The following is a 17,975-nucleotide window of genomic DNA, read 5'->3' on the forward strand; positions in this document are numbered from 1 at the left end:
GGCTTCTTCAAGTGGAAATCAGCATAGCCGGATATGCGATGTGCTCACTACAGGATAAGCTGGTGGAGTTGGATTGAATGTTTGCCGTCTGAGGGGAAGGTACATTCGCATGAATACAGCTTCTGCCACCGCCGCACATCCGCTTCTGAGAGAAAGAGACGGGCACCATGCCCGGGTAACATTCGAGGAACTGTTCTTCGACCTGGTCTATGTTTTCGCGGTTACGCAACTCAGCCATGAGCTTTTGCACAATCTGACATTAACCGGCGTAGCGGAAACGCTCATTCTCTGGTTCGCCGTGTGGCTGGGCTGGCAATATACCTGCTGGGTAACAAACTGGTTCAACCCGGAGACACCGCAGATACGCAGCCTTCTGTTTTGTATCATGCTGCTCGGCCTGGTGATGGCTTCTTCTATCCCAGGCGCATTTGCAGAGAATGGCTGGATATTCGCGCTGGCTTATGTGGCCATGCAGCTCGGCCGGACCGGCTATATCGTTTTTGTCCTTGGGCAGAAACATCCGCTTGCCGCCAATTACCGGCGAATGCTCGGCTGGCTCACCATTGCAGCCGTCTTCTGGATCGCCGGTTGTTTTGTTGAACATGAAATCCGCATGGCTTTCTGGCTGATCGCCGTGCTTTGCGAATATCTATCGCCGATGTTCGGCTTTGCATTGCCGGGGCTCGGGCGTTCCCATACGAGCGACTGGACCATCGAGGGAGGGCATCTGGCGGAACGTTGCCAATTGTTCGTGATCGTCGCACTTGGCGAAACACTGCTCGCTACCGGCGCATCGCTGTCCAATGCCGATGTCTGGAATGTCGCCTTGATATCCGCTGTGCTTGCAACCTTCGGCGGCACACTTGCGATGTGGTGGCTATATTTCGGAACTTCCAGCAAGGACGCGACAGAAACGATCACTCATTCCCCAGACTCAGGGCGGATCGGCGCATATTTCCATTATGTCCACGCAATACTGGTCGCCGGCATTATTGCGACGGCAGTGGGAAACGATCTGGTGATGGAACATCCACATGATCCGCTGAAAACAGCCTATGTTCTAACTCTTGTCGCTGGACCGGCAATCTATCTGATGGGCAGCGCGATCTACAAAAAAGTTGTCTATGGCCTGATCCCGGCGTCGCACATTTTTGGCGTGCTGGCCCTGCTGATAGCCATTCCCATAGGTTACGCGGCCAATCTCTTACAGATGGGAATCCTGACGACGGTAATCATGCTGGTCGTGAGTGTCTGGGAAGGGCTCAACAAGCGGCTGCGCGCCCCTGCAATGATGAGTTAACTGGACTTCCAGCTCGTCTGTCCAATCCCTATCTACGAAGTCAGACCCGTGTTTTGGAACTTGTAGCGCACCATGTCAGATACGCAGCCCGCCGATGAACCAGCAGCCGAAAATACTCATGTCAAAGTTGCCCGAAAGGTCGACATCGTAGTCATTGGCGCCGGGCAGGCAGGGCTTTCGTCAGCCTATCACCTGAACAGGCTCGGTCTTGCCGGAGAACGGCAATTCGTGGTTCTCGACAAGGCTCCAGGGGCGGGCGGGGCCTGGCAATTTCGATGGCCTTCGCTGACGCTCAAGACTGCAAACGCCATTCACGATCTGCCTGGCATGAAGTTTGAAGATATCGTCGAAACGGAGAATGGCGAAGTGCGCGCGTCGGTGGCCGTCCCGCAATATTATCGGGCTTATGAAGAAAAGTTCGATCTTCCAGTGCATCGACCCGTAACCGCAAGAGTTGTCTGTGACCGTGGCGAGCGGCTTCGGGTGGAGACCGATCAGGGCAATTACTCGGCTCGCGGGGTAATCAACGCGACCGGCACATGGGAGACGCCCTATGTTCCGCCTTATCCGGGTGCGGAACTGTTCAGAGGCCAGCAGCTACACACTCGTGATTATCAGACAGCGGGGGAGTTCAGAGGTAAACGTGTTCTGGTGGTCGGCGCTGGCATCTCGGCCGTGCAGCTTCTGGACGAAATATCGCGCGTGACGGAAACCGTATGGGTGACGCGGAAGGAGCCTGCATTCAGGGAAGGACCATTTACGCCTGAACTGGGGCGCGCTGCGGTGGCCCTGGTCGAGGAGCGTGTGCGCCGAGGCTTGCCGCCGGGATCGGTCGTTTCTGTTACCGGCTTGCCGCTGACACCGGCCATTGAAGCAGCGCGGGCTCGCGGTGTGCTCAACAGGCTGCCAATGTTCAAGGAGATTACGGAAACCGGGGTTCGTTGGGAAGACGGAAGGGAACAATCTTTCGACGTGATCTTGTGGTGCACCGGATTTCGCAGTTCGCTCGATCATCTTGCCCCGCTGCAGTTGCGCAACTCCGAAGGCGGCATTCTCATGACCGGGCGTCTGGCGACACAAGTGGCTGCCGATGCCCGCATTCATCTCGTTGGATACGGTCCGTCAGCTTCGACCATCGGTGCAAACAGGGCAGGTGGCGCGGCAGCGCGGGAGTTGGCAAGCCACCTTGGACTGATATGATCTGATGCAACCAATTTTGCGAGGGGCAGCATGCGGCGCATTCTGAAGTTTGCAGGGGGGGCACTGCTTGCCATCCTGCTTGGAGCAATCGTGTGGCTGGCTGTGAAACCGCCCGAACTTTTGCGTGTCGGCACGGGCTACGCCGCCAAGATCGTCTGTTCAAATGTCTTCATAGCAGGACGTGATGCTGCCAGTGTTCTTGCAGACGATGTTCAGGCACCGGGAAATCCGTTGCTCCGGTTTCTCGATGCGTCCGTTGACAAGAGTCGCGGCAGCGTAACAGTGCGCATTTTCGGCTTTTTCGCGCCAAGTACCGCAACCTACCGCCCGGCGCTTGGATGCGCGAATATCCACCAAAGTGATTTGCGGCTTGAATTACCGACGGGGCCGCAAGTGCCGGCAGAGCCCATCCAAATCGAGAGCGACCCGGCGATACAGGCCATAATCGAAAACGATGCCCTGGCTGGCCCTGGCATGCGGGCGATTGCCGTTATCCGCGACGGCAAACTGATCGCGGAGAATTATGGTCCGGGCTTTAATGCTGATACGCCCTTGCTGGGATGGTCGATGACCAAATCCGTCATGGCAACGCTGATCGGCATGCGCATCGCAGAGGGACGCATGGCGACGGAACGTACGGACCTTTTGCCTGAATGGAAGAATGACGGCCGGTCGAAGATTTCCCTGGCAAACCTTTTGGCGATGAACAGCGGCTTGCGCTTCGATGAGGATTACGGCACCGTGGCGGATGTCACGCGTATGCTTTTTCTCGAACCGGACATGACCCGATTTGCCGCCTCGTTGCCGCTGGAGGAAGCACCCGGCACGAAGTTCAACTATTCCAGTGGAACGGCGAATATTCTATCAGAGCTGTTCATGGATAGTTTCAACAGCCGCGAAGAGGCGCTGGCCTATCCTCGACTTGCGCTTTTCGGCCCGCTTGGCATGCGCAGCACCATTCTGGAGGCTGACGCTTCGGGCGTCTTTGTCGGCTCCTCTTATATGTACGCGACGGCGCGCGAATGGGCACGTCTGGGTGCATTTCTCGCAGATGACGGAAAGCTTTACGGAAGACCGGTACTGCCTGCGGACTATGTTTCGTTCATGCGCAGGCCCACGCCGGAGTCGCAAGGACGTTACGGTTCTGCGCAGGTCTGGCTTCAACTGGGCGGCGTGAAAGCAGGTGAAGACGGTATTCCCGAAGATGCTTTCTGGATGTCGGGACATGACGGGCAAAGTGTCATGGTCGTTCCGTCAATGCATCTTGCCGTGGTTCGCCTTGGCCTGACACCATCCCGCACTGGCTATAACGTTCAATTGTTGAACGCCAAAATCATTGAGGCTCTCCGGAGGGAGCGTTGAACGTCAGTTTGCGAAAATCGTTTCCGCTCGGATTTTGGAAAGCGCTCAGGCCGAATTGCGGCAATACCGCATAGAGGTGATCGAAAATGTCGGACTGGATCTGTTCGAACGATGCCCAGACCGTTGTGTTGGCGAAACAATAGATCTCCAGCGGCAAACCTTCGGGTGTAGGGTCCATCTGGCGCACCAGCAGCGTCATACCCTTGTGCACGCCGGGATGGTTGCGAAGATAATTTTCTACATAGGCCCGAAACGTGCCTATATTGGTGAACTGACGCCGGTTGACCGGATTGTTGGCGCGGTCGCCCAGCTTCTGGTTCCATTCGGCGATTTCCTTGGCTTTCTTCGGTAGATATTCCGCCAGCCAATCGACCGTGCCCAGTCTGGCGCGCTCTTCCTCAGATAGAAATCGAATAGTGTTCTGATCGATGTAAAGAGCACGCTTGATCCGTCGGCCACCAGATTCCTGCATGCCGCGATAGTTCTTCATCGGCTCGGTGATGAGCTTGCGGATGGGAATTGTGGTGATCGTCTTGTCGAAATTCTGCACCTTGACCGTATAGAGCGCGATCTCCGTGACATCGCCATTGGCGTCGAGGTTCTTCATCTCGATCCAGTCGCCGACACGCACCATGTTGGAGGAAGCGATCTGCATGCTGGCGACGAGGGAAAGCAGCGTATCCTGAAAGACGAGGATCAGCACTGCCGCCATGGCACCGACACCGGAAAGCAGGATAACCGGCGATTTGTCCAGCAAGGTGGCAATGATTAGAACCGTCGCGATGATATAGACCGCCAGCTTGGCGACCTGGATATAGCCCTTCATAGGGCGGAATCTCGCCTCTGGACGACGGTGATAGAGCGTATCGACAAGCCCAAAGGCCGAATTAACCGCCAATGCCAGCGTCAGAATGATAAAGGCTATGGCCACATTCCGAATGACGGTGATCACGCCTTCAGGCAGACCCGGCACGGCCATGATCCCGGATGAAATAATCAAGGCAGGAACGATATTGGCAAGGCGGCTGATGACCCCGTGCCTCTTAAGCTCTTCGTCCTGTCCGAAAGATGTCTTCTCGACAATCCGATCGAGCAGTTTCAGCAAGATGGCCTTGATGAGAAAATTTGCAATGAATGCCGAAAGGAATAATCCGCCGAGCGCAGCAAGCGTCTCGGCCCAAGGATGAGCAAGTAAGAATTCCGACAATATTCTTTTCCGGGACCTGTTTTTCGATACTGAGTTTTATTGTGCGTAGCGTGGTTGAGCGCTGAATTCAATCGCGGGGCGTGTTTTGCCTATGTGAAAACCCCGGCTGGGTCGCCGGGGTAATTTTCTGTTGCATTTTCCGTGACGGAATTTGTCAGCTCTACTGAGCGGGTGCCGGAGAGGCTGGCGCAGGCGCGGTCCCGCTTGCGGGAGTGTCAGTCGCTGGCGCGTTGGTCTCCGTTGCCGCAGATGGATCGGCGACACCATCAGCAAAGAATTTTGAACGGTCGAAGGCCGGTGCGTCATTCAGCTGCTGCTTGTTGGCCTTGATGACCAGCCACGTTTTTCCGTCACTGCGCGTAGCAAGCTGAAGTTGATCAGGGCTGACCGCGACGTCCTTTTCACCGACACCGAGGAAACCGCCGACACCGATAATGGCCGCTTCGATCTGACCATCGGGGCTGGCGATCAGGTCATTCAGTTTACCCACTGACTGTGCGTCAGGCGCATCGCTTTCATAAACGCTTCGCCCGATGAAGGACGAAACAAGCAACTGCCCTTCTTTCGGTTCCACAAAGCCGACCTTGCCCGCTTCGCCGGTTATGGGCTTGCCGAACATGTCCTTGGATGAAACCGGCATGTCTTGCGTGGTTGCGGGCGCTTCTGCCGGAGCAGGCGAGGGAGTTGCTGTTTGGGCGAAAGCCGATCCGCCGATCAGCAAAGCACAGGTCGTCGTCAGAAGTGTAGTTCTGAACATAACTATCTCCTTTATACGTTCCGGTTATTCAATCCAAACGCTGAAATTGCTCCTTCGTTCCAAAATTCATTGCAATCTGCCAAGTGTTACAGCTCTGCTTACGGCGGAATATCTTTCCCCGCTACCATTCGACAAACAAAAAGCCCGCGCGAGGCGGGCTTTCAGTGTTGCTGTTTTTACCGACGACCTTTAGCTGCAGCCGCTCGTTGCGCCGCAAGTGTCGCACTTCAGGCAGGTGCCATTGCGAACCATGGTGAAGTTCTGGCACTCGGTGCAGCTGTCGCCCGTATAGCCCTGCATCATCGATTTGATGCGGCGATCAGCTTCCAGCTTCTTGGCGGCATTTGCGCTTTCCGCACGGGCCGAGGCAGCATCTGCGGCGGCCTTGTCCGAGAAGAGCTCAGTTGCCGATGTGCTTTCCTGCTGTTGCGCCGGTGCAGGCTGTTCCTCGAATTCGCGTTTGAAAGCCGTTGCGCCATCCGTGACCAAGCCGATTGTCGCCGGGCGATTGCCCGCCGGAGTGGTCGACTTCAAGGCTGTGACGTTGGAGGCCTGCGGCGCAGAACTCGTCGACCCCTTGGCTTCGTTGTTCGAATTCGTCACCAGCGTGGGCTTGTATCCACGCGTCCAACCGGTCGAAACCAGATTGGTCTTGCCTTCCTTGATGCCTTTGCCCAACGCCGTATTGCCGAAATCGCTCGTATCGACATGGGCGAGGTCATTGCGACCGAGATAGGAGACAGCCAGTTCACGGAAGACATAATCGATGATCGACGTCGCGGTCTTGATGGCATCGTTGCCGATAACCATGCCAGCCGGTTCGAATTTTGTGAAGGTGAAAGCCTCCACATATTCTTCAAGCGGCACGCCATACTGCAGGCCGAGGGAAACGGCGATGGCGAAGTTGTTCATCATTGCGCGGAAGGCGGCGCCTTCCTTGTGCATGTCGATGAAGATCTCGCCGAGACGTCCGTCGCCGAATTCGCCAGTACGCAGATAGACCTTGTGTCCGCCGACGACTGCCTTCTGGGTATAACCCTGACGGCGGTTCGGCAGCTTTTCGCGTTCGTGGACGATCTTCTCTACAACCTTCTCGACGATGCGTTCGGTAACCTGAACGGCACGAGCGGCTGCCGGTGCTTCAATCAATGCCTCGATTGCGTCGTCTTCATCCTCATCGTCCGCGATCAGCGAGGCGTTGAGCGGCTGGGAGAGCTTGGAGCCATCGCGATAAAGCGCGTTGGCCTTGAGCGCCAGCTTCCATGAAAGCATGTATGCGTCTTTGCAGTCCTCGACGGTTGCATCGTTCGGCATATTGATCGTCTTGGAGATCGCGCCCGAAATGAACGGCTGCGCGGCAGCCATCATGCGGATGTGGCTATCTACCGAGAGATAACGCTTGCCGATCTTGCCGCACGGATTGGCGCAATCGAACACCGCGTAGTGTTCTTCCTTCAGGAAGGGAGCGCCTTCGAGGGTCATCGCGCCGCAAACATGAATGTTGGCAGCTTCGATTTCCTTGCGGGTAAAGCCAAGGGCAGGCAGCATTTCGAACGAGAAATCATTGAGCTGCTCGTCCGTGAGCTTCAGCACATCCTTGCAGAAATCTTCGCCCAGCGTCCACTTGTTGAAAGCGAACTTGATGTCGAACGCGCTCTTGAGAGCCGCATTCAGGGCTTCGATCTTCTCATCGCTGAAGCCCTTGGACTTCAGGGAAGAGGGATTGACGCCAGGCGCCTGATTGATGTTGCCGTGGCCGACAGCATAGGCTTCGATTTCGGCAATCTGGCTTTCCGAGTAGCCGAGCGTGCGGAGTGCTTCCGGCACGGCGCGGTTGATGATCTTGAAGTAGCCGCCACCGGCAAGCTTCTTGAACTTCACCAGAGCGAAGTCCGGTTCGATGCCGGTTGTGTCGCAATCCATGACGAGGCCGATCGTGCCGGTTGGCGCAATAACGGTTGCCTGTGCATTGCGATAGCCATGCTTTTCGCCCAGTTCCAGCGCCTTGTCCCAGGCCGCACGGGCATGGACGATCATATCCTGATCCGGGCAATCCTCGGCAATGAGCGCGACCGGGTTGACGGCAAGGCCTTCGTACCCTTGAGTTTCACCATGTGCGGCGCGGCGATGATTGCGAATGACGCGCAGCATGTGCTGTGCGTTCGGCTCGTAGCTCGGGAAGGTGCCCAGTTCCTTCGCCATTTCGGCGGAGGTCGCATAGGCCACGCCGGTCATGATCGCGGTCAGCGCACCGCAAATAGCACGGCCTTCGTCGGAGTCATAAGGAATGCCGGAAGTCATCAGCAGGCCGCCAATATTGGCATAGCCGAGGCCGAGCGTGCGGTATTCATAGGAGAGGCGGGCAATTTCCTTGGACGGGAACTGCGCCATCATTACCGAGATTTCGAGAACGATGGTCCACAGGCGGGCCGTGTGCTCGTAAGCTGCAATGTCGAACGAACCGTCCTTGTTGCGATAGGTGAGTAGGTTGATCGACGCCAGATTGCAGGCCGTATCATCGAGGAACATATATTCCGAGCACGGATTGGAGGCGCGGATAGGACCAGCCGTCGGGCAGGTGTGCCAGTCGTTCATGGTCGTGTTGTAGTGCAGGCCCGGATCGGCGGACGCCCAGGCGGCGTAACCGATCTTTTCCCAAAGGTCGCGCGCCTTGAGCGTCTTCATGACGCGACCGTCGCGGCGTGCGGTGAGGTTCCAGTCGCCGTCATTTTCGACAGCGCGCAGGAATTCGTCCTTCAGCGAGACGGAGTTGTTGGAGTTCTGGCCCGAAACGGTGAGGTAGGCTTCCGAATCCCAATCAGTATCGTAGGTCTTGAACTGAATGTCGGTGTAGCCCTGACGCGCGAACTGGATCACGCGCTTGACGTAGTTTTCCGGGACCTGGTTCTTCTTCGCGGCCCTGATTTCACGCTTCAGGGCAGGGTTCTTCGCCGGGTCGAAGCAATCGTCCCGAGTCGCTTCAGAACCGGCTTCGCAATTGACGCAAGCCTTCATGATGGCCGTCAGATGCTGCTTGACGATCTTGGAGCCGGTGACGAGCGAAGCAACCTTCTGCTCTTCCTTCACCTTCCAGTCGATGTACTCCTCGATATCCGGGTGATCGATATCGACAACGACCATCTTGGCGGCGCGGCGGGTCGTGCCGCCGGACTTGATTGCGCCCGCAGCGCGATCGCCGATCTTCAGGAAGCTCATGAGGCCGGAGGACTTGCCGCCGCCAGAAAGCTTTTCACCTTCGCCGCGCAGATAAGAGAAGTTGGAACCGGTGCCCGAACCATATTTGAACAGGCGCGCCTCGCGGACCCAAAGGTCCATGATACCGCCCTCATTGACCAGATCGTCGCCAACGGACTGGATGAAGCAGGCATGTGGCTGCGGATGTTCATAGGCCGACTTGGACTTGGTCAGCTTGCCAGTCTGCCAGTCGACGTAGAAGTGGCCCTGGCCGGGACCGTCGATGCCATAGGCCCAGTGCAGGCCGGTGTTGAACCATTGCGGGCTGTTCGGCGCCACGCGCTGCGTTGCGAGCATATAGGCAAGCTCGTCGCGGAAGGCGAGGGCATCTTCTTCGGAGGCGAAATAGCCGCCTTTCCAGCCCCAATAGGTCCAGGTGCCGGCGAGACGGTCGAAAACCTGGCAGGCATCCATCTCGGAGCCATAGCGTTCGTTTTCCGGCAGCTTGGCGAGCGCGTCCTCATCGGCGACCGAACGCCACAGCCATGAAGGGACGTCGTTTTCCTCAACCTTTTTCAGCTGCGTGGGGACGCCGGCCTTGCGAAAATACTTCTGGGCGAGAATGTCAGCGGCCACCTGGCTGAACTGCGCGGGCACATTGATGTTTTCAAGACGGAATACGATGGACCCATCGGGATTCTTGATCTCGCTGGTCGCAGTCCGGAACGCGATGTCCGCATAGGCCGACTGATTCTCTTTCGTGAAACGGCGTTCGATCTTCATCTGTCCCATCCAAACGTTCTATATATAGTAGCTTTAGTGACGGTTTTCAGCCACGGCCTGTCTGTATCGCGTCTCTGTCAAAACAGCTCTTCTGCGGGGAGGAGCGTCTTGTTGGGGAGAAAGCTCCCGGAAATCCGCTTCCGCCTCTTCCAATCCCACGAAAAAACGCCTCAGGGGAGCTTGATTGCAACCTTGCTAACGCTATTCGCGATAAAAATCAGCGGAACGAAAAATACCTTATCTTGTAAGGAGTGTGAGCGCAAATACTAAATCTAGTGTTAACGCTGTTTCTTTCCGACGCTGCATCTGCTTCTCCAAAGACCGGAATGCCCAGAATACGGGCGCAAGAAAGCACCGAGCGAAAAAGACACTTCCAAAACGCGACGCTCGTTCGATACTCAACTTGACCGAAAAAAGATCGACGGATTTACAACGCCCGACCACGCTACTTACGCAACGATAGTCTCATAAAAAACGACTCGGCTTCGAGCGTCAAGCAATGGTTTGCTGCAACGCTCCAGCATCTAGATATTGTGCGCAACCGCTTGGGGCAAATGTGGATAACGGGGAGAAGCGACAGTTTTAAGAATCAAGCCGGCTAGAGAACGAAGCGCCTGGAACCTCGCCCTCTCGTGGCGCTTCCTGGAGCAATTTCGGTAGGATTTTCTATAGAAAGGGGAAATCCCGGCAAATAGGTCGCAAGCCGGGAGAAATTGCGGTGGCGGGCGGCTAGCTGCCTACTCGGCCGCCGCCGCTATTCCCGAATCACCAAACTGGTTCAGAATCTGCTTCAATTCACTTTCTTCGACACGACATGCAGCTTCCTGCGGCGATACCCACTCGCTGATGCGTTGGTCCCGCTCAGGCCAGTCTTTTTCCTGACCTGTGAATTGCACGGCAAATACCGCAGCCACGAACTGGTTGATGCGCTCGGGCGGCAGGTCCGTCTTGCAGTAGCAAAAACTGCCAATCGGTATTGGAGAGACTTCGCCGCGAATGCCGGCTTCTTCATACGCTTCGCGAAGAGCGGTTTCTGCAAGGGTACGACCCACTTGCGGCCAGCCCTTGGGAATGATCCATCGCCCTGTGCCGCGACTTGTGATGACGAGAACCTTGAGTGCGCCCATGTCGCGACGATGCACAAGTGCCGCAACCTGCTGCAAACGACCCGAAGGCGTAAGAATACGCTTTTCGGTTGCAATAAGTTGTTTGGCTTGCGACTTCACCGCGAAAATCCCCTCTTTCTTTATAGCATGATCCGATTCGCCAAAATAACAACTGATTACTTAGACTGCGAACCTTCGAAAATGTTCCAAAAAATCTTTTAATTTAAAGGCATTACTGAAATTAATAGATGGGATAGCAGCTTAGGAAAGGCACTTCGCCCTTGGTCGGCGTTATTTCGGTGGGCTTTCTATAAAGCGCGATTGCGGCGGAAATATCACCGCAATCGCATTCGTTTATTTTCGTTTAGTAGTGTTATGACCCGGCAAAGCGGAAAGCCAGCAGTTCCGAGAGAGGTGGAATCCCTATGAATTTAGGGCAAGTTTGCTTCGGGCTTTAGCCGCGCTTTCCGCCTGCAATCGGCTCCTGATAGGTGAAGCCCATATCCCACGGGAAGTAGATCCAGGTGTCCTGCGATACTTCGGTCACGAAGGTATCGATCAGCGGGCGACCTTTCGGCTTGGCATAAACGGTTGCAAAATGGGCCTTCGGCATCATTTCGCGAACGATGGCTGCCGTCTTGCCGGTATCGGTCAGATCGTCGACGACGATGACGCCTTCACCGCCATTTTCGAGAAGCGTTTCGCTGACGCCCTTGAGAATCTGCATGTCTCCTTGCGATGTGTAGTCATGATAGGAGGCGATGCAGACGGTTTCGATAAGGCGAATGCCGAGTTCGCGGCAAACGATGGCCGCTGGAACCAGTCCGCCACGCGTAATGGCAACAATTGCGTGCCAATCGCGGTTCATGCCGGCGATCCGCCAGGCGAGGGCGCGGGCATCGCGGTGGAACTGGTCCCAGGAAACGGGAAAGGCTTTATCTGGCAAGGACATCGAAACGCTCCGTGGAACGATCCGGAGTTTGTTCTCCGGACCTTTTAAAACCAAAAATGCGCTGTGACGGTTGCCAAGCGCTGTAACTGTCAGGATCTGCGGCTTTTCCACCCGCGCCAATTCAGACAGGCGGCGAGTAAGAAAAGGCTCTCCACCCGGCACAGTCAGCGCCGGGTGATGCTGATAACCGCAAAAATGGCGTTCTTGCAAGCGTATCGTGCGATCACATAGGGGCTGAGCGACCAAACCGGTCCTCAGCCATGACTTTTAACGCGAGAAAAGTGTGAGGATTGGCAATTCGTTCAACATGGAGCGCGTCACGCCGCCAAAGACCAGTTCTCGCAACCTTGAATGACTATAGGCGCCCATCACGAGAAGATCGGAACGTTGCGCGATAATATGCTCCCGCAAAGCATCCTGGGCGTAGCGGCCGTTCGAGGCGATTGCCGTTGGCGTTACTTCGATGCCGTGGCGCGAAATTGATTCTGCGATATCGTGGCTTGCCAGCGCCTGATCTTGGCCTTCGATTTCCGGTGGATCAACCCAAACGATTTCCGTCCTGTCCGCATGTTTCATCAGGGGCAGGGCGTCGAACGCAGCGCGGGCGGCTTCACGCTTGCCGTTGAAGGCGACGACGATACGATCCAGTGAGACCATAGGTAGCACCGGTGCATAGGGTACAAGCAGAACAGGGCAGCTTGAATTGAAAACGATGGTATCGGCGGTCTCGTCGTTGGTGGCCGGATCGTCCGGGTCCGGTTGTCCGGCGATCAGCAATTCCGCGCCAAGACAAGCCGTCAGCACACCGTCTGCGGCTGTGCCCGTTTCCGAGCGCGTGATGCGATACTCATAATTGGTGCCCTGACGGCGCATTTCCTCTTCGAAGACATGTTTCAATCTTTCGGAGAGTTCCTTGTGCTGCTTGTCATGTAGTTCGAACATTCCGGGATCGATGAAACCGTTCGGGTCGGCATAGACGATGGGCGAAGGAGTGGCATATAGCCCGATGACATGAATATCGGGCAGCTTCTGCTTCAAAAGTCCAACGGCGGACAAAACCCGCTTCAACTCGGATTCACTGCGAGAATAGGCAACCACCGTCTTGTAGGACATGATAGAACTCCTTCCGGCTGTGTTTCTATTTTAGCATATAATGCAACGAGTTGCGCAGGCAAAAGGTTGCAGGCGATCAAGCGGCGCCCATCTCTTCGAGTGACGAGATCATTTTCTCGATTGCATCGATCGCCACATCAATTTTCACAGGGTCGCTGCCCCGGACGACAAGTTCGGTGCTGAAGCGTCCATTCTCGAATTTCGGGTAGGAACCGATGATCGTATCCGGGTTTTCTTTCTGGATTTCCGTCAGGGGCGCACCGATCACGCCTTCGCCAAAGGGACAGCGCACGGATTTCGACAGAAGCTTCCGTCCGGTCTTCAGCGTGGGCAGCACGTTGTCGAGCATCGCCTGGAACACGGAGGGTACGCCAGCCATCACATAGACATTGCCGATATGAAAGCCGGGAGCAGCGGAGATGGGATTCGCTATATGCTCCGAGCCTTGCGGCATGCGCGCCATGCGCTTGCGCGAGTCAGTAAATTCCAGCCCGCGCTTCGCGTAATTATCACCGAGCAGCCTCATGGCTTTCTCGTCATAGATGCAAGGCACGCCGAACGCCGTCGAAACAGCGTCGGCAGTGATATCGTCATGGGTGGGGCCTATCCCGCCTGACGTGAAGACGTAATCATAATGCGGTCGCAGCGCATTGAGAGCGTCGACGATGGCCGCTTCCTCGTCCGGAACAATCCGTACTTCCTTCAGATCGATGCCGGCCGCTGTGAGCACGTCGGCAAGATGCCCGATATTCTTATCCTTGGTGCGGCCAGAGAGAAGCTCGTCGCCAATTGCCAGCATCGCGGCCCTGACGGCTTGCTGCGGATTGTTGGTCATATCCAGACTCCATTTTCTGGCGTCAGTTAAGCGCCAGCGGGACAAGGCTGCAACTGCTTTATTTCAGCATTTCATTCGTTTGGCTGCGGTTGCGCCTTTCCAAAGGAGGCCGCTCCCCTAATTGAAGCTTTCGAGGTCGGGGCCTCGCAAACCGGGATAGGGAGAGTCACATGGTTAAGGTGCTGGTGTTGTATTATTCGGCCTATGGTCATACCGAGAAAATGGCCAAGGCCGCTGTCGAAGGCGCGCGCGAAGGCGGCGCGGAGGTCACTCTCAAGCGGGTGCCCGAACTGGTTCCACCCGATGTCGCAAAAGCCTCGCACTACAAGGTGGATCAGGATGCGCCGATCGCTACGCCGGCGGAACTTGCAGATTACGACGCCATCATCATCGCTACTGCTACCCGCTACGGCATGATGGCAGCCCAGATGAAAAACTTTCTCGACCAGACCGGCGGGCTTTGGGCAAAGGGCGCTTTAGTCAATAAGGTCGGGTCGGTGATGGTTTCCACAGCCACACAACATGGCGGTGCGGAACTCGCGCTGATTTCCACGCAATGGCAGATGCAGCATCACGGCATGATCATCGTCCCGCTTTCCTATGCCTATCAGGGCCAGATGGGTAACGATGTGGTGCGTGGCGGTGCGCCCTACGGAATGACGACGACCGCCGATGGCGACGGTTCGCGTCAGCCTTCGGAGCAGGAACTCGAGGGAGCTCGCTTCCAGGGCAAGCGCGTTGCGGAAATTACCGCCAGGCTACACGGCTAATCAGGTTTCAAGCGCGGAGGAGCCGCAGACCTGATCTGCGGCTTTTCATGTTGTATGTTATGTATCTCAATTAGTGAATTGTATTATATTATCTTTTTGTATTGATGGCGTCTAACCGCCCGGTAAAGATACCAGCGACGGGCAACGACAACAGTGAGCGGAGGTGGTGCGGTCGGCGGGACTTGAACCCGCAAGTCTAAAAGACGACGGATTTTAAGTCCGTTGCGTATACCAATTTCGCCACGACCGCAGCAATTGCCATTGTCTATGTCATGATTTGTATCACGATTTCAAGCCACAAAGCCTGTTAACATCAACAGTTAGAACTGCCGAATATATGCCTGGTCCAGATCGCTGATTTGGCATCCGGCAAGGCTTCAACCTTGTCTGTGAGGTCAAAGCCATGTAGCGATGGGCAAAATTCCGTTGGAAATGCAGAAAGTCCAATAATGACCGCCTTCGTCAAATCCGTATCCGAGGCCGAAAAGGCAATGCGCGCGCTGTTTCCAGAAACGCCGTTGCAGCTTAACGATTACCTGTCGCGGAAATACGGTGCGGAGATTTGGCTCAAGCGCGAGGACCTGACGCCTGTCCGTTCCTACAAGATTCGCGGCGCCTTCAATTTCATTTCCAAGGCTGTCGAAACGACCGACAAGAATGTGGTGTTCGTATGCGCTTCCGCAGGCAATCATGCGCAGGGCTTTGCATTTGTCTGCCGCCATTTTGGCCGCAAGGGCGTCGTGTTCATGCCGGTCACAACGCCGCAGCAGAAAATTGACAAGACGCGCGCTTTTGGCGGCGAATTCATCGAAATCAAGCTGGTGGGCGATATTTTCGACGTTTGCTATGCCGCGTCGCAGGAGTTTGCAGCAAGCAACAAGGGCGTGATGGTGCCACCTTTCGACCATCCCGGCATTGTCGAAGGACAGGCCACGGTGGCGCTGGAGATCGAACGGCAATTGCCCGACGAAAAGAAGCCTGACTTTATCCTGTTGCCCGTGGGTGGCGGGGGACTGTCCGGCGGCGTTACCCAATATGTTTCGGATCGCGGCTGGAAGACGAGTTTCCGCTTTATCGAGCCACAGGGCGCGGCGAGCCTGAAAGGCAGCCTTGAGGCAGGCAAGCGCATCAAGCTTACCCACGTCGATAATTTCGTCGATGGCGCGGCTGTTGCTGAGATCGGCAAGGAAAACTTCAAGCTTCTCAAAGGCTTTGATCCGAAAACTGTCATAACGGTTCCGGAAAACCGGCTTTGCGCGACCATCATCGAGATGCTCAATATCGAAGGTGTCGTCCTTGAACCGGCCGGCGCACTTGGCATCGATGCGCTCAAGGATTTCAAGAAGAGCGATCTCAAGGGCAAGCGGATCGTCATTGTCGTTTCGGGCGGTAATTTTGATTTCGAGCGCCTGCCGGATGTTCGCGAACGTGCCCTTCGATTTGAAGGGTTGAAGAAGTATTTCATCTTCCGTTTCCCGCAGAGGCCGGGCGCGCTTCGCTCGTTCCTTGATCTGCTGGGGCCCGAGGATGACATTGCCCGGTTCGAATATCTGAAGAAGTCGGCGCGCAATTTCGGTTCGGTCCTGATCGGTATCGAAACGAAGAATGCGTCTAACTTCAAGCTTCTGGAAAAGAAGTTCGCAGCAGCGGGCTGGGCTTATCAGGACATTACGGACAATCAGGTTCTTGCCGACTTCATCATCTGATTTTGGTGGTTTAAGCAAAATCGGTTGCTTTTCTGGCGAAAACACCCCATATGCCGGGGCAGGCGCATGGGCCGACGTGTTCGTCGGCTTTCCCGGCATTGGACTTGTTGCGTCTCGCCTCTGTCTTCCGGAATGGTCCGGAGGCGGGGAGACCCGAGAAATGTTCGGGCACGGCAGCGCAAGTCGCCAGGAGTTTAAAGTTCCGGCGTCCCGTCGTTATCATTGAACAGATAGAGTTCGGCAAGTTGCGCTTGACCGGCATTGGATGTGGACCATGGCAGCATGGTGCCACTGAGAGAGATTGAATTGACAAAAGAAATTACGGGCGGCTTTGCCGCTCTTGGCGTTACCGGCATTTTGCTCAAGGGCGTTGAAGCCGCTGGCATGACCGAGCCAAAGCCGATCCAGTTGCAGGCGATCCCACACCAGCTTGAAGGTCGCGATATTCTGGGCATTGCGCAGACGGGCTCCGGCAAAACCGCTGCTTTCAGCCTGCCTATCCTGCAGAAGATCATCGGGCTCGGCGACAAGCGCCGTCCGAAGACCGCACGTGCGCTGATCCTGGCGCCGACGCGCGAACTGGCCGTGCAGATCGAACAGACGATCCGCAATGTTTCCAAACATGCGCATATCTCGACCGCGCTTGTTCTTGGCGGCGTTTCCAAACTTTCGCAGATCAAGCGCATCGCGCCGGGCATCGACGTTCTGATCGCTACGCCGGGCCGTCTCACTGATCTGATGCGTGACGGTCTGGTAGACCTTTCGCAGACGCGCTGGCTTGTTCTCGACGAAGCGGACCGTATGCTCGATATGGGGTTCATCAACGATGTGAAGCGCATCGCGAAGGCGACCCATTCCGAACGCCAGACCGCGCTGTTTTCGGCGACCATGCCGAAGGAAATCGCATCGTTGGCGGGAAGCCTGCTGCGTGACCCGGTTCGCGTCGAAGTTGCTCCGCAGGGAACGACTGCTGCTGAAATCACGCAGGTCGTGCATCCTGTGCACACCAAGGAAAAGCGCCGTCTTCTTTCCGCACTGCTCGGCGACAAGGCCATGCGTTCGGTCATCGTCTTCACCCGTACCAAGCACGGCGCGGATGCAGTGGTGCGCCATCTGGAGCGGGACGGTTACGAAGTCGCTGCGATCCACGGCAACAAGTCACAGAATGCACGCCAGCGTGCGCTGAACGGATTCCGTGACGGGTCGCTGCGAATTCTGATCGCAACCGACATCGCTGCACGCGGCATTGACGTTCCGGGTATCAGCCATGTCGTGAACTACGATCTGCCTGACGAGCCGGAAACCTATGTGCACCGCATTGGCCGTACTGGCCGCAATGGCGCCAGCGGCGCATCGATCACGCTCTACGATCCGGCGGCGGAGGAATCCAAACTGCGAGCGGTCGAGCGCGTGACGCGCAGCAAGCTTCCGATCAAGGATGCGCCTGTGGAACTTGCACCGGCTCCGGCACCCCGCGCTGCAACTCCCGGCGAGCGCCCGCAGAAGACCCATCGCAAAGGCGGAACGCCACAGAAACCGCGCCGCGCAGCCCCCAAAGCTGGCGATCATCGCGGAGCCGCCCACGCAACGGCGGAAGCTGCTCCCAAGGCGAAGCGCCCGTTCCGCCGTAAGCGCCGCAATGCCAACGGCAATGGCGGCCAGCGCGCGGCATAATTCCGCTTCTCAAAC

Annotated in this window: 13 protein-coding genes and 1 tRNA gene; 6 read left to right on the plus strand and 8 right to left on the minus strand. The window is 56.3% G+C overall.

Translation table 11 applies throughout. From position 1 onward, the window contains the following. Nucleotides 1-109: 109 nt before the first annotated feature. From JNC63_RS03975 to JNC63_RS03985, 3 genes are all read left to right on the plus strand, one after another. Nucleotides 110-1,300 (plus strand): low temperature requirement protein A, encoded by a 1,191-nt coding sequence (locus JNC63_RS03975; RefSeq protein ID WP_063882317.1) that lies wholly within the window; start codon nt 110-112, stop codon nt 1,298-1,300. A gap of 72 nt (nt 1,301-1,372) precedes the next feature. Next, nucleotides 1,373-2,500 (plus strand): NAD(P)-binding domain-containing protein, encoded by a 1,128-nt coding sequence (locus tag JNC63_RS03980; RefSeq protein ID WP_171053455.1) that lies wholly within the window; start codon nt 1,373-1,375, stop codon nt 2,498-2,500. Between the two features lie 30 nt (nt 2,501-2,530). Further along, on the plus strand, nt 2,531-3,862 hold the full coding sequence (locus tag JNC63_RS03985; RefSeq protein WP_063882319.1) for a serine hydrolase domain-containing protein: 1,332 nt from the start codon (nt 2,531-2,533) through the stop codon (nt 3,860-3,862). Here JNC63_RS03985 and JNC63_RS03990 read toward each other — a convergent pair. The 7 genes from JNC63_RS03990 to JNC63_RS04020 form a co-directional block, all read right to left on the minus strand. After that, a complete protein-coding gene (locus JNC63_RS03990) occupies nt 3,834-5,069 on the minus strand; it encodes a mechanosensitive ion channel family protein (protein ID WP_063882320.1) in 1,236 nt (411 codons plus the stop codon). The two genes, JNC63_RS03985 and JNC63_RS03990, sit on opposite strands and share 29 nt — an antisense overlap. A gap of 160 nt (nt 5,070-5,229) precedes the next feature. Further along, nucleotides 5,230-5,826 (minus strand): PRC-barrel domain-containing protein, encoded by a 597-nt coding sequence (locus tag JNC63_RS03995; RefSeq protein WP_006466849.1) that lies wholly within the window; start codon nt 5,824-5,826, stop codon nt 5,230-5,232. 189 nt (nt 5,827-6,015) lie between these two features. Further along, nucleotides 6,016-9,804 carry a vitamin B12-dependent ribonucleotide reductase gene (locus JNC63_RS04000; RefSeq protein WP_374846121.1) on the minus strand — a complete coding sequence of 1,263 codons (3,789 nt, stop codon included), beginning with the start codon at nt 9,802-9,804 and terminating at the stop codon, nt 6,016-6,018. Nucleotides 9,805-10,541: 737 nt separating this feature from the next. Further along, entirely contained in the window at nt 10,542-11,030 is a 489-nt protein-coding gene (locus JNC63_RS04005) for an NUDIX hydrolase (RefSeq protein ID WP_063882322.1), read from the minus strand. A gap of 334 nt (nt 11,031-11,364) precedes the next feature. Continuing rightward, nucleotides 11,365-11,862, minus strand: coding sequence for a xanthine phosphoribosyltransferase (gene gpt / locus JNC63_RS04010; protein ID WP_006470476.1), 498 nt, complete (start codon nt 11,860-11,862; stop codon nt 11,365-11,367). 267 nt (nt 11,863-12,129) lie between these two features. Continuing rightward, on the minus strand, nt 12,130-12,975 hold the full coding sequence (locus tag JNC63_RS04015) for a universal stress protein (RefSeq protein ID WP_063882324.1): 846 nt from the start codon (nt 12,973-12,975) through the stop codon (nt 12,130-12,132). 76 nt (nt 12,976-13,051) lie between these two features. After that, complete coding sequence (locus tag JNC63_RS04020; protein WP_063882326.1) at nt 13,052-13,810, minus strand: competence/damage-inducible protein A; 759 nt, start codon at nt 13,808-13,810, stop codon at nt 13,052-13,054. Nucleotides 13,811-13,980: 170 nt separating this feature from the next. On the opposite strand from JNC63_RS04020, the gene wrbA reads away from it, so the two are divergent. After that, on the plus strand, nt 13,981-14,580 hold the full coding sequence (gene wrbA / locus JNC63_RS04025; protein ID WP_006466832.1) for an NAD(P)H:quinone oxidoreductase type IV: 600 nt from the start codon (nt 13,981-13,983) through the stop codon (nt 14,578-14,580). A gap of 164 nt (nt 14,581-14,744) precedes the next feature. Here wrbA and JNC63_RS04030 read toward each other — a convergent pair. Next, nucleotides 14,745-14,830, minus strand: a tRNA-Leu gene (locus JNC63_RS04030). Nucleotides 14,831-15,026: 196 nt separating this feature from the next. On the opposite strand from JNC63_RS04030, the gene ilvA reads away from it, so the two are divergent. Both ilvA and JNC63_RS04040 read left to right on the plus strand, forming a co-directional pair. Beyond that, entirely contained in the window at nt 15,027-16,286 is a 1,260-nt protein-coding gene (ilvA, locus tag JNC63_RS04035; protein WP_063882421.1) for a threonine ammonia-lyase IlvA, read from the plus strand. Between the two features lie 285 nt (nt 16,287-16,571). Continuing rightward, nucleotides 16,572-17,960 (plus strand): DEAD/DEAH box helicase, encoded by a 1,389-nt coding sequence (locus JNC63_RS04040; RefSeq protein WP_025089527.1) that lies wholly within the window; start codon nt 16,572-16,574, stop codon nt 17,958-17,960. The last annotated feature ends 15 nt before the right edge of the window (nt 17,961-17,975 follow it).

Origin of the sequence: Brucella ciceri, assembly GCF_041930145.1 — a bacterium.
Classification (GTDB): domain Bacteria; phylum Pseudomonadota; class Alphaproteobacteria; order Rhizobiales; family Rhizobiaceae; genus Brucella; species Brucella intermedia.

Bases quoted from the DNA above. Each gene is read 5' to 3' on its own strand.
- JNC63_RS04015 (WP_063882324.1), bottom strand. From the start codon at position 12,975: ATGTCCTACAAGACGGTGGTTGCCTATTCTCGCAGTGAATCCGAGTTG.
- JNC63_RS03995 (WP_006466849.1), bottom strand. From the start codon at position 5,826: ATGTTCAGAACTACACTTCTGACGACGACCTGTGCTTTGCTGATCGGC.
- JNC63_RS03975 (WP_063882317.1), top strand. From the start codon at position 110: ATGAATACAGCTTCTGCCACCGCCGCACATCCGCTTCTGAGAGAAAGA.
- JNC63_RS03980 (WP_171053455.1), top strand. From the start codon at position 1,373: ATGTCAGATACGCAGCCCGCCGATGAACCAGCAGCCGAAAATACTCAT.
- JNC63_RS04020 (WP_063882326.1), bottom strand. From the start codon at position 13,810: ATGACCAACAATCCGCAGCAAGCCGTCAGGGCCGCGATGCTGGCAATT.
- JNC63_RS04000 (WP_374846121.1), bottom strand. From the start codon at position 9,804: ATGAAGATCGAACGCCGTTTCACGAAAGAGAATCAGTCGGCCTATGCG.
- wrbA (WP_006466832.1), top strand. From the start codon at position 13,981: ATGGTTAAGGTGCTGGTGTTGTATTATTCGGCCTATGGTCATACCGAG.
- gpt (WP_006470476.1), bottom strand. From the start codon at position 11,862: ATGTCCTTGCCAGATAAAGCCTTTCCCGTTTCCTGGGACCAGTTCCAC.
- JNC63_RS03985 (WP_063882319.1), top strand. From the start codon at position 2,531: ATGCGGCGCATTCTGAAGTTTGCAGGGGGGGCACTGCTTGCCATCCTG.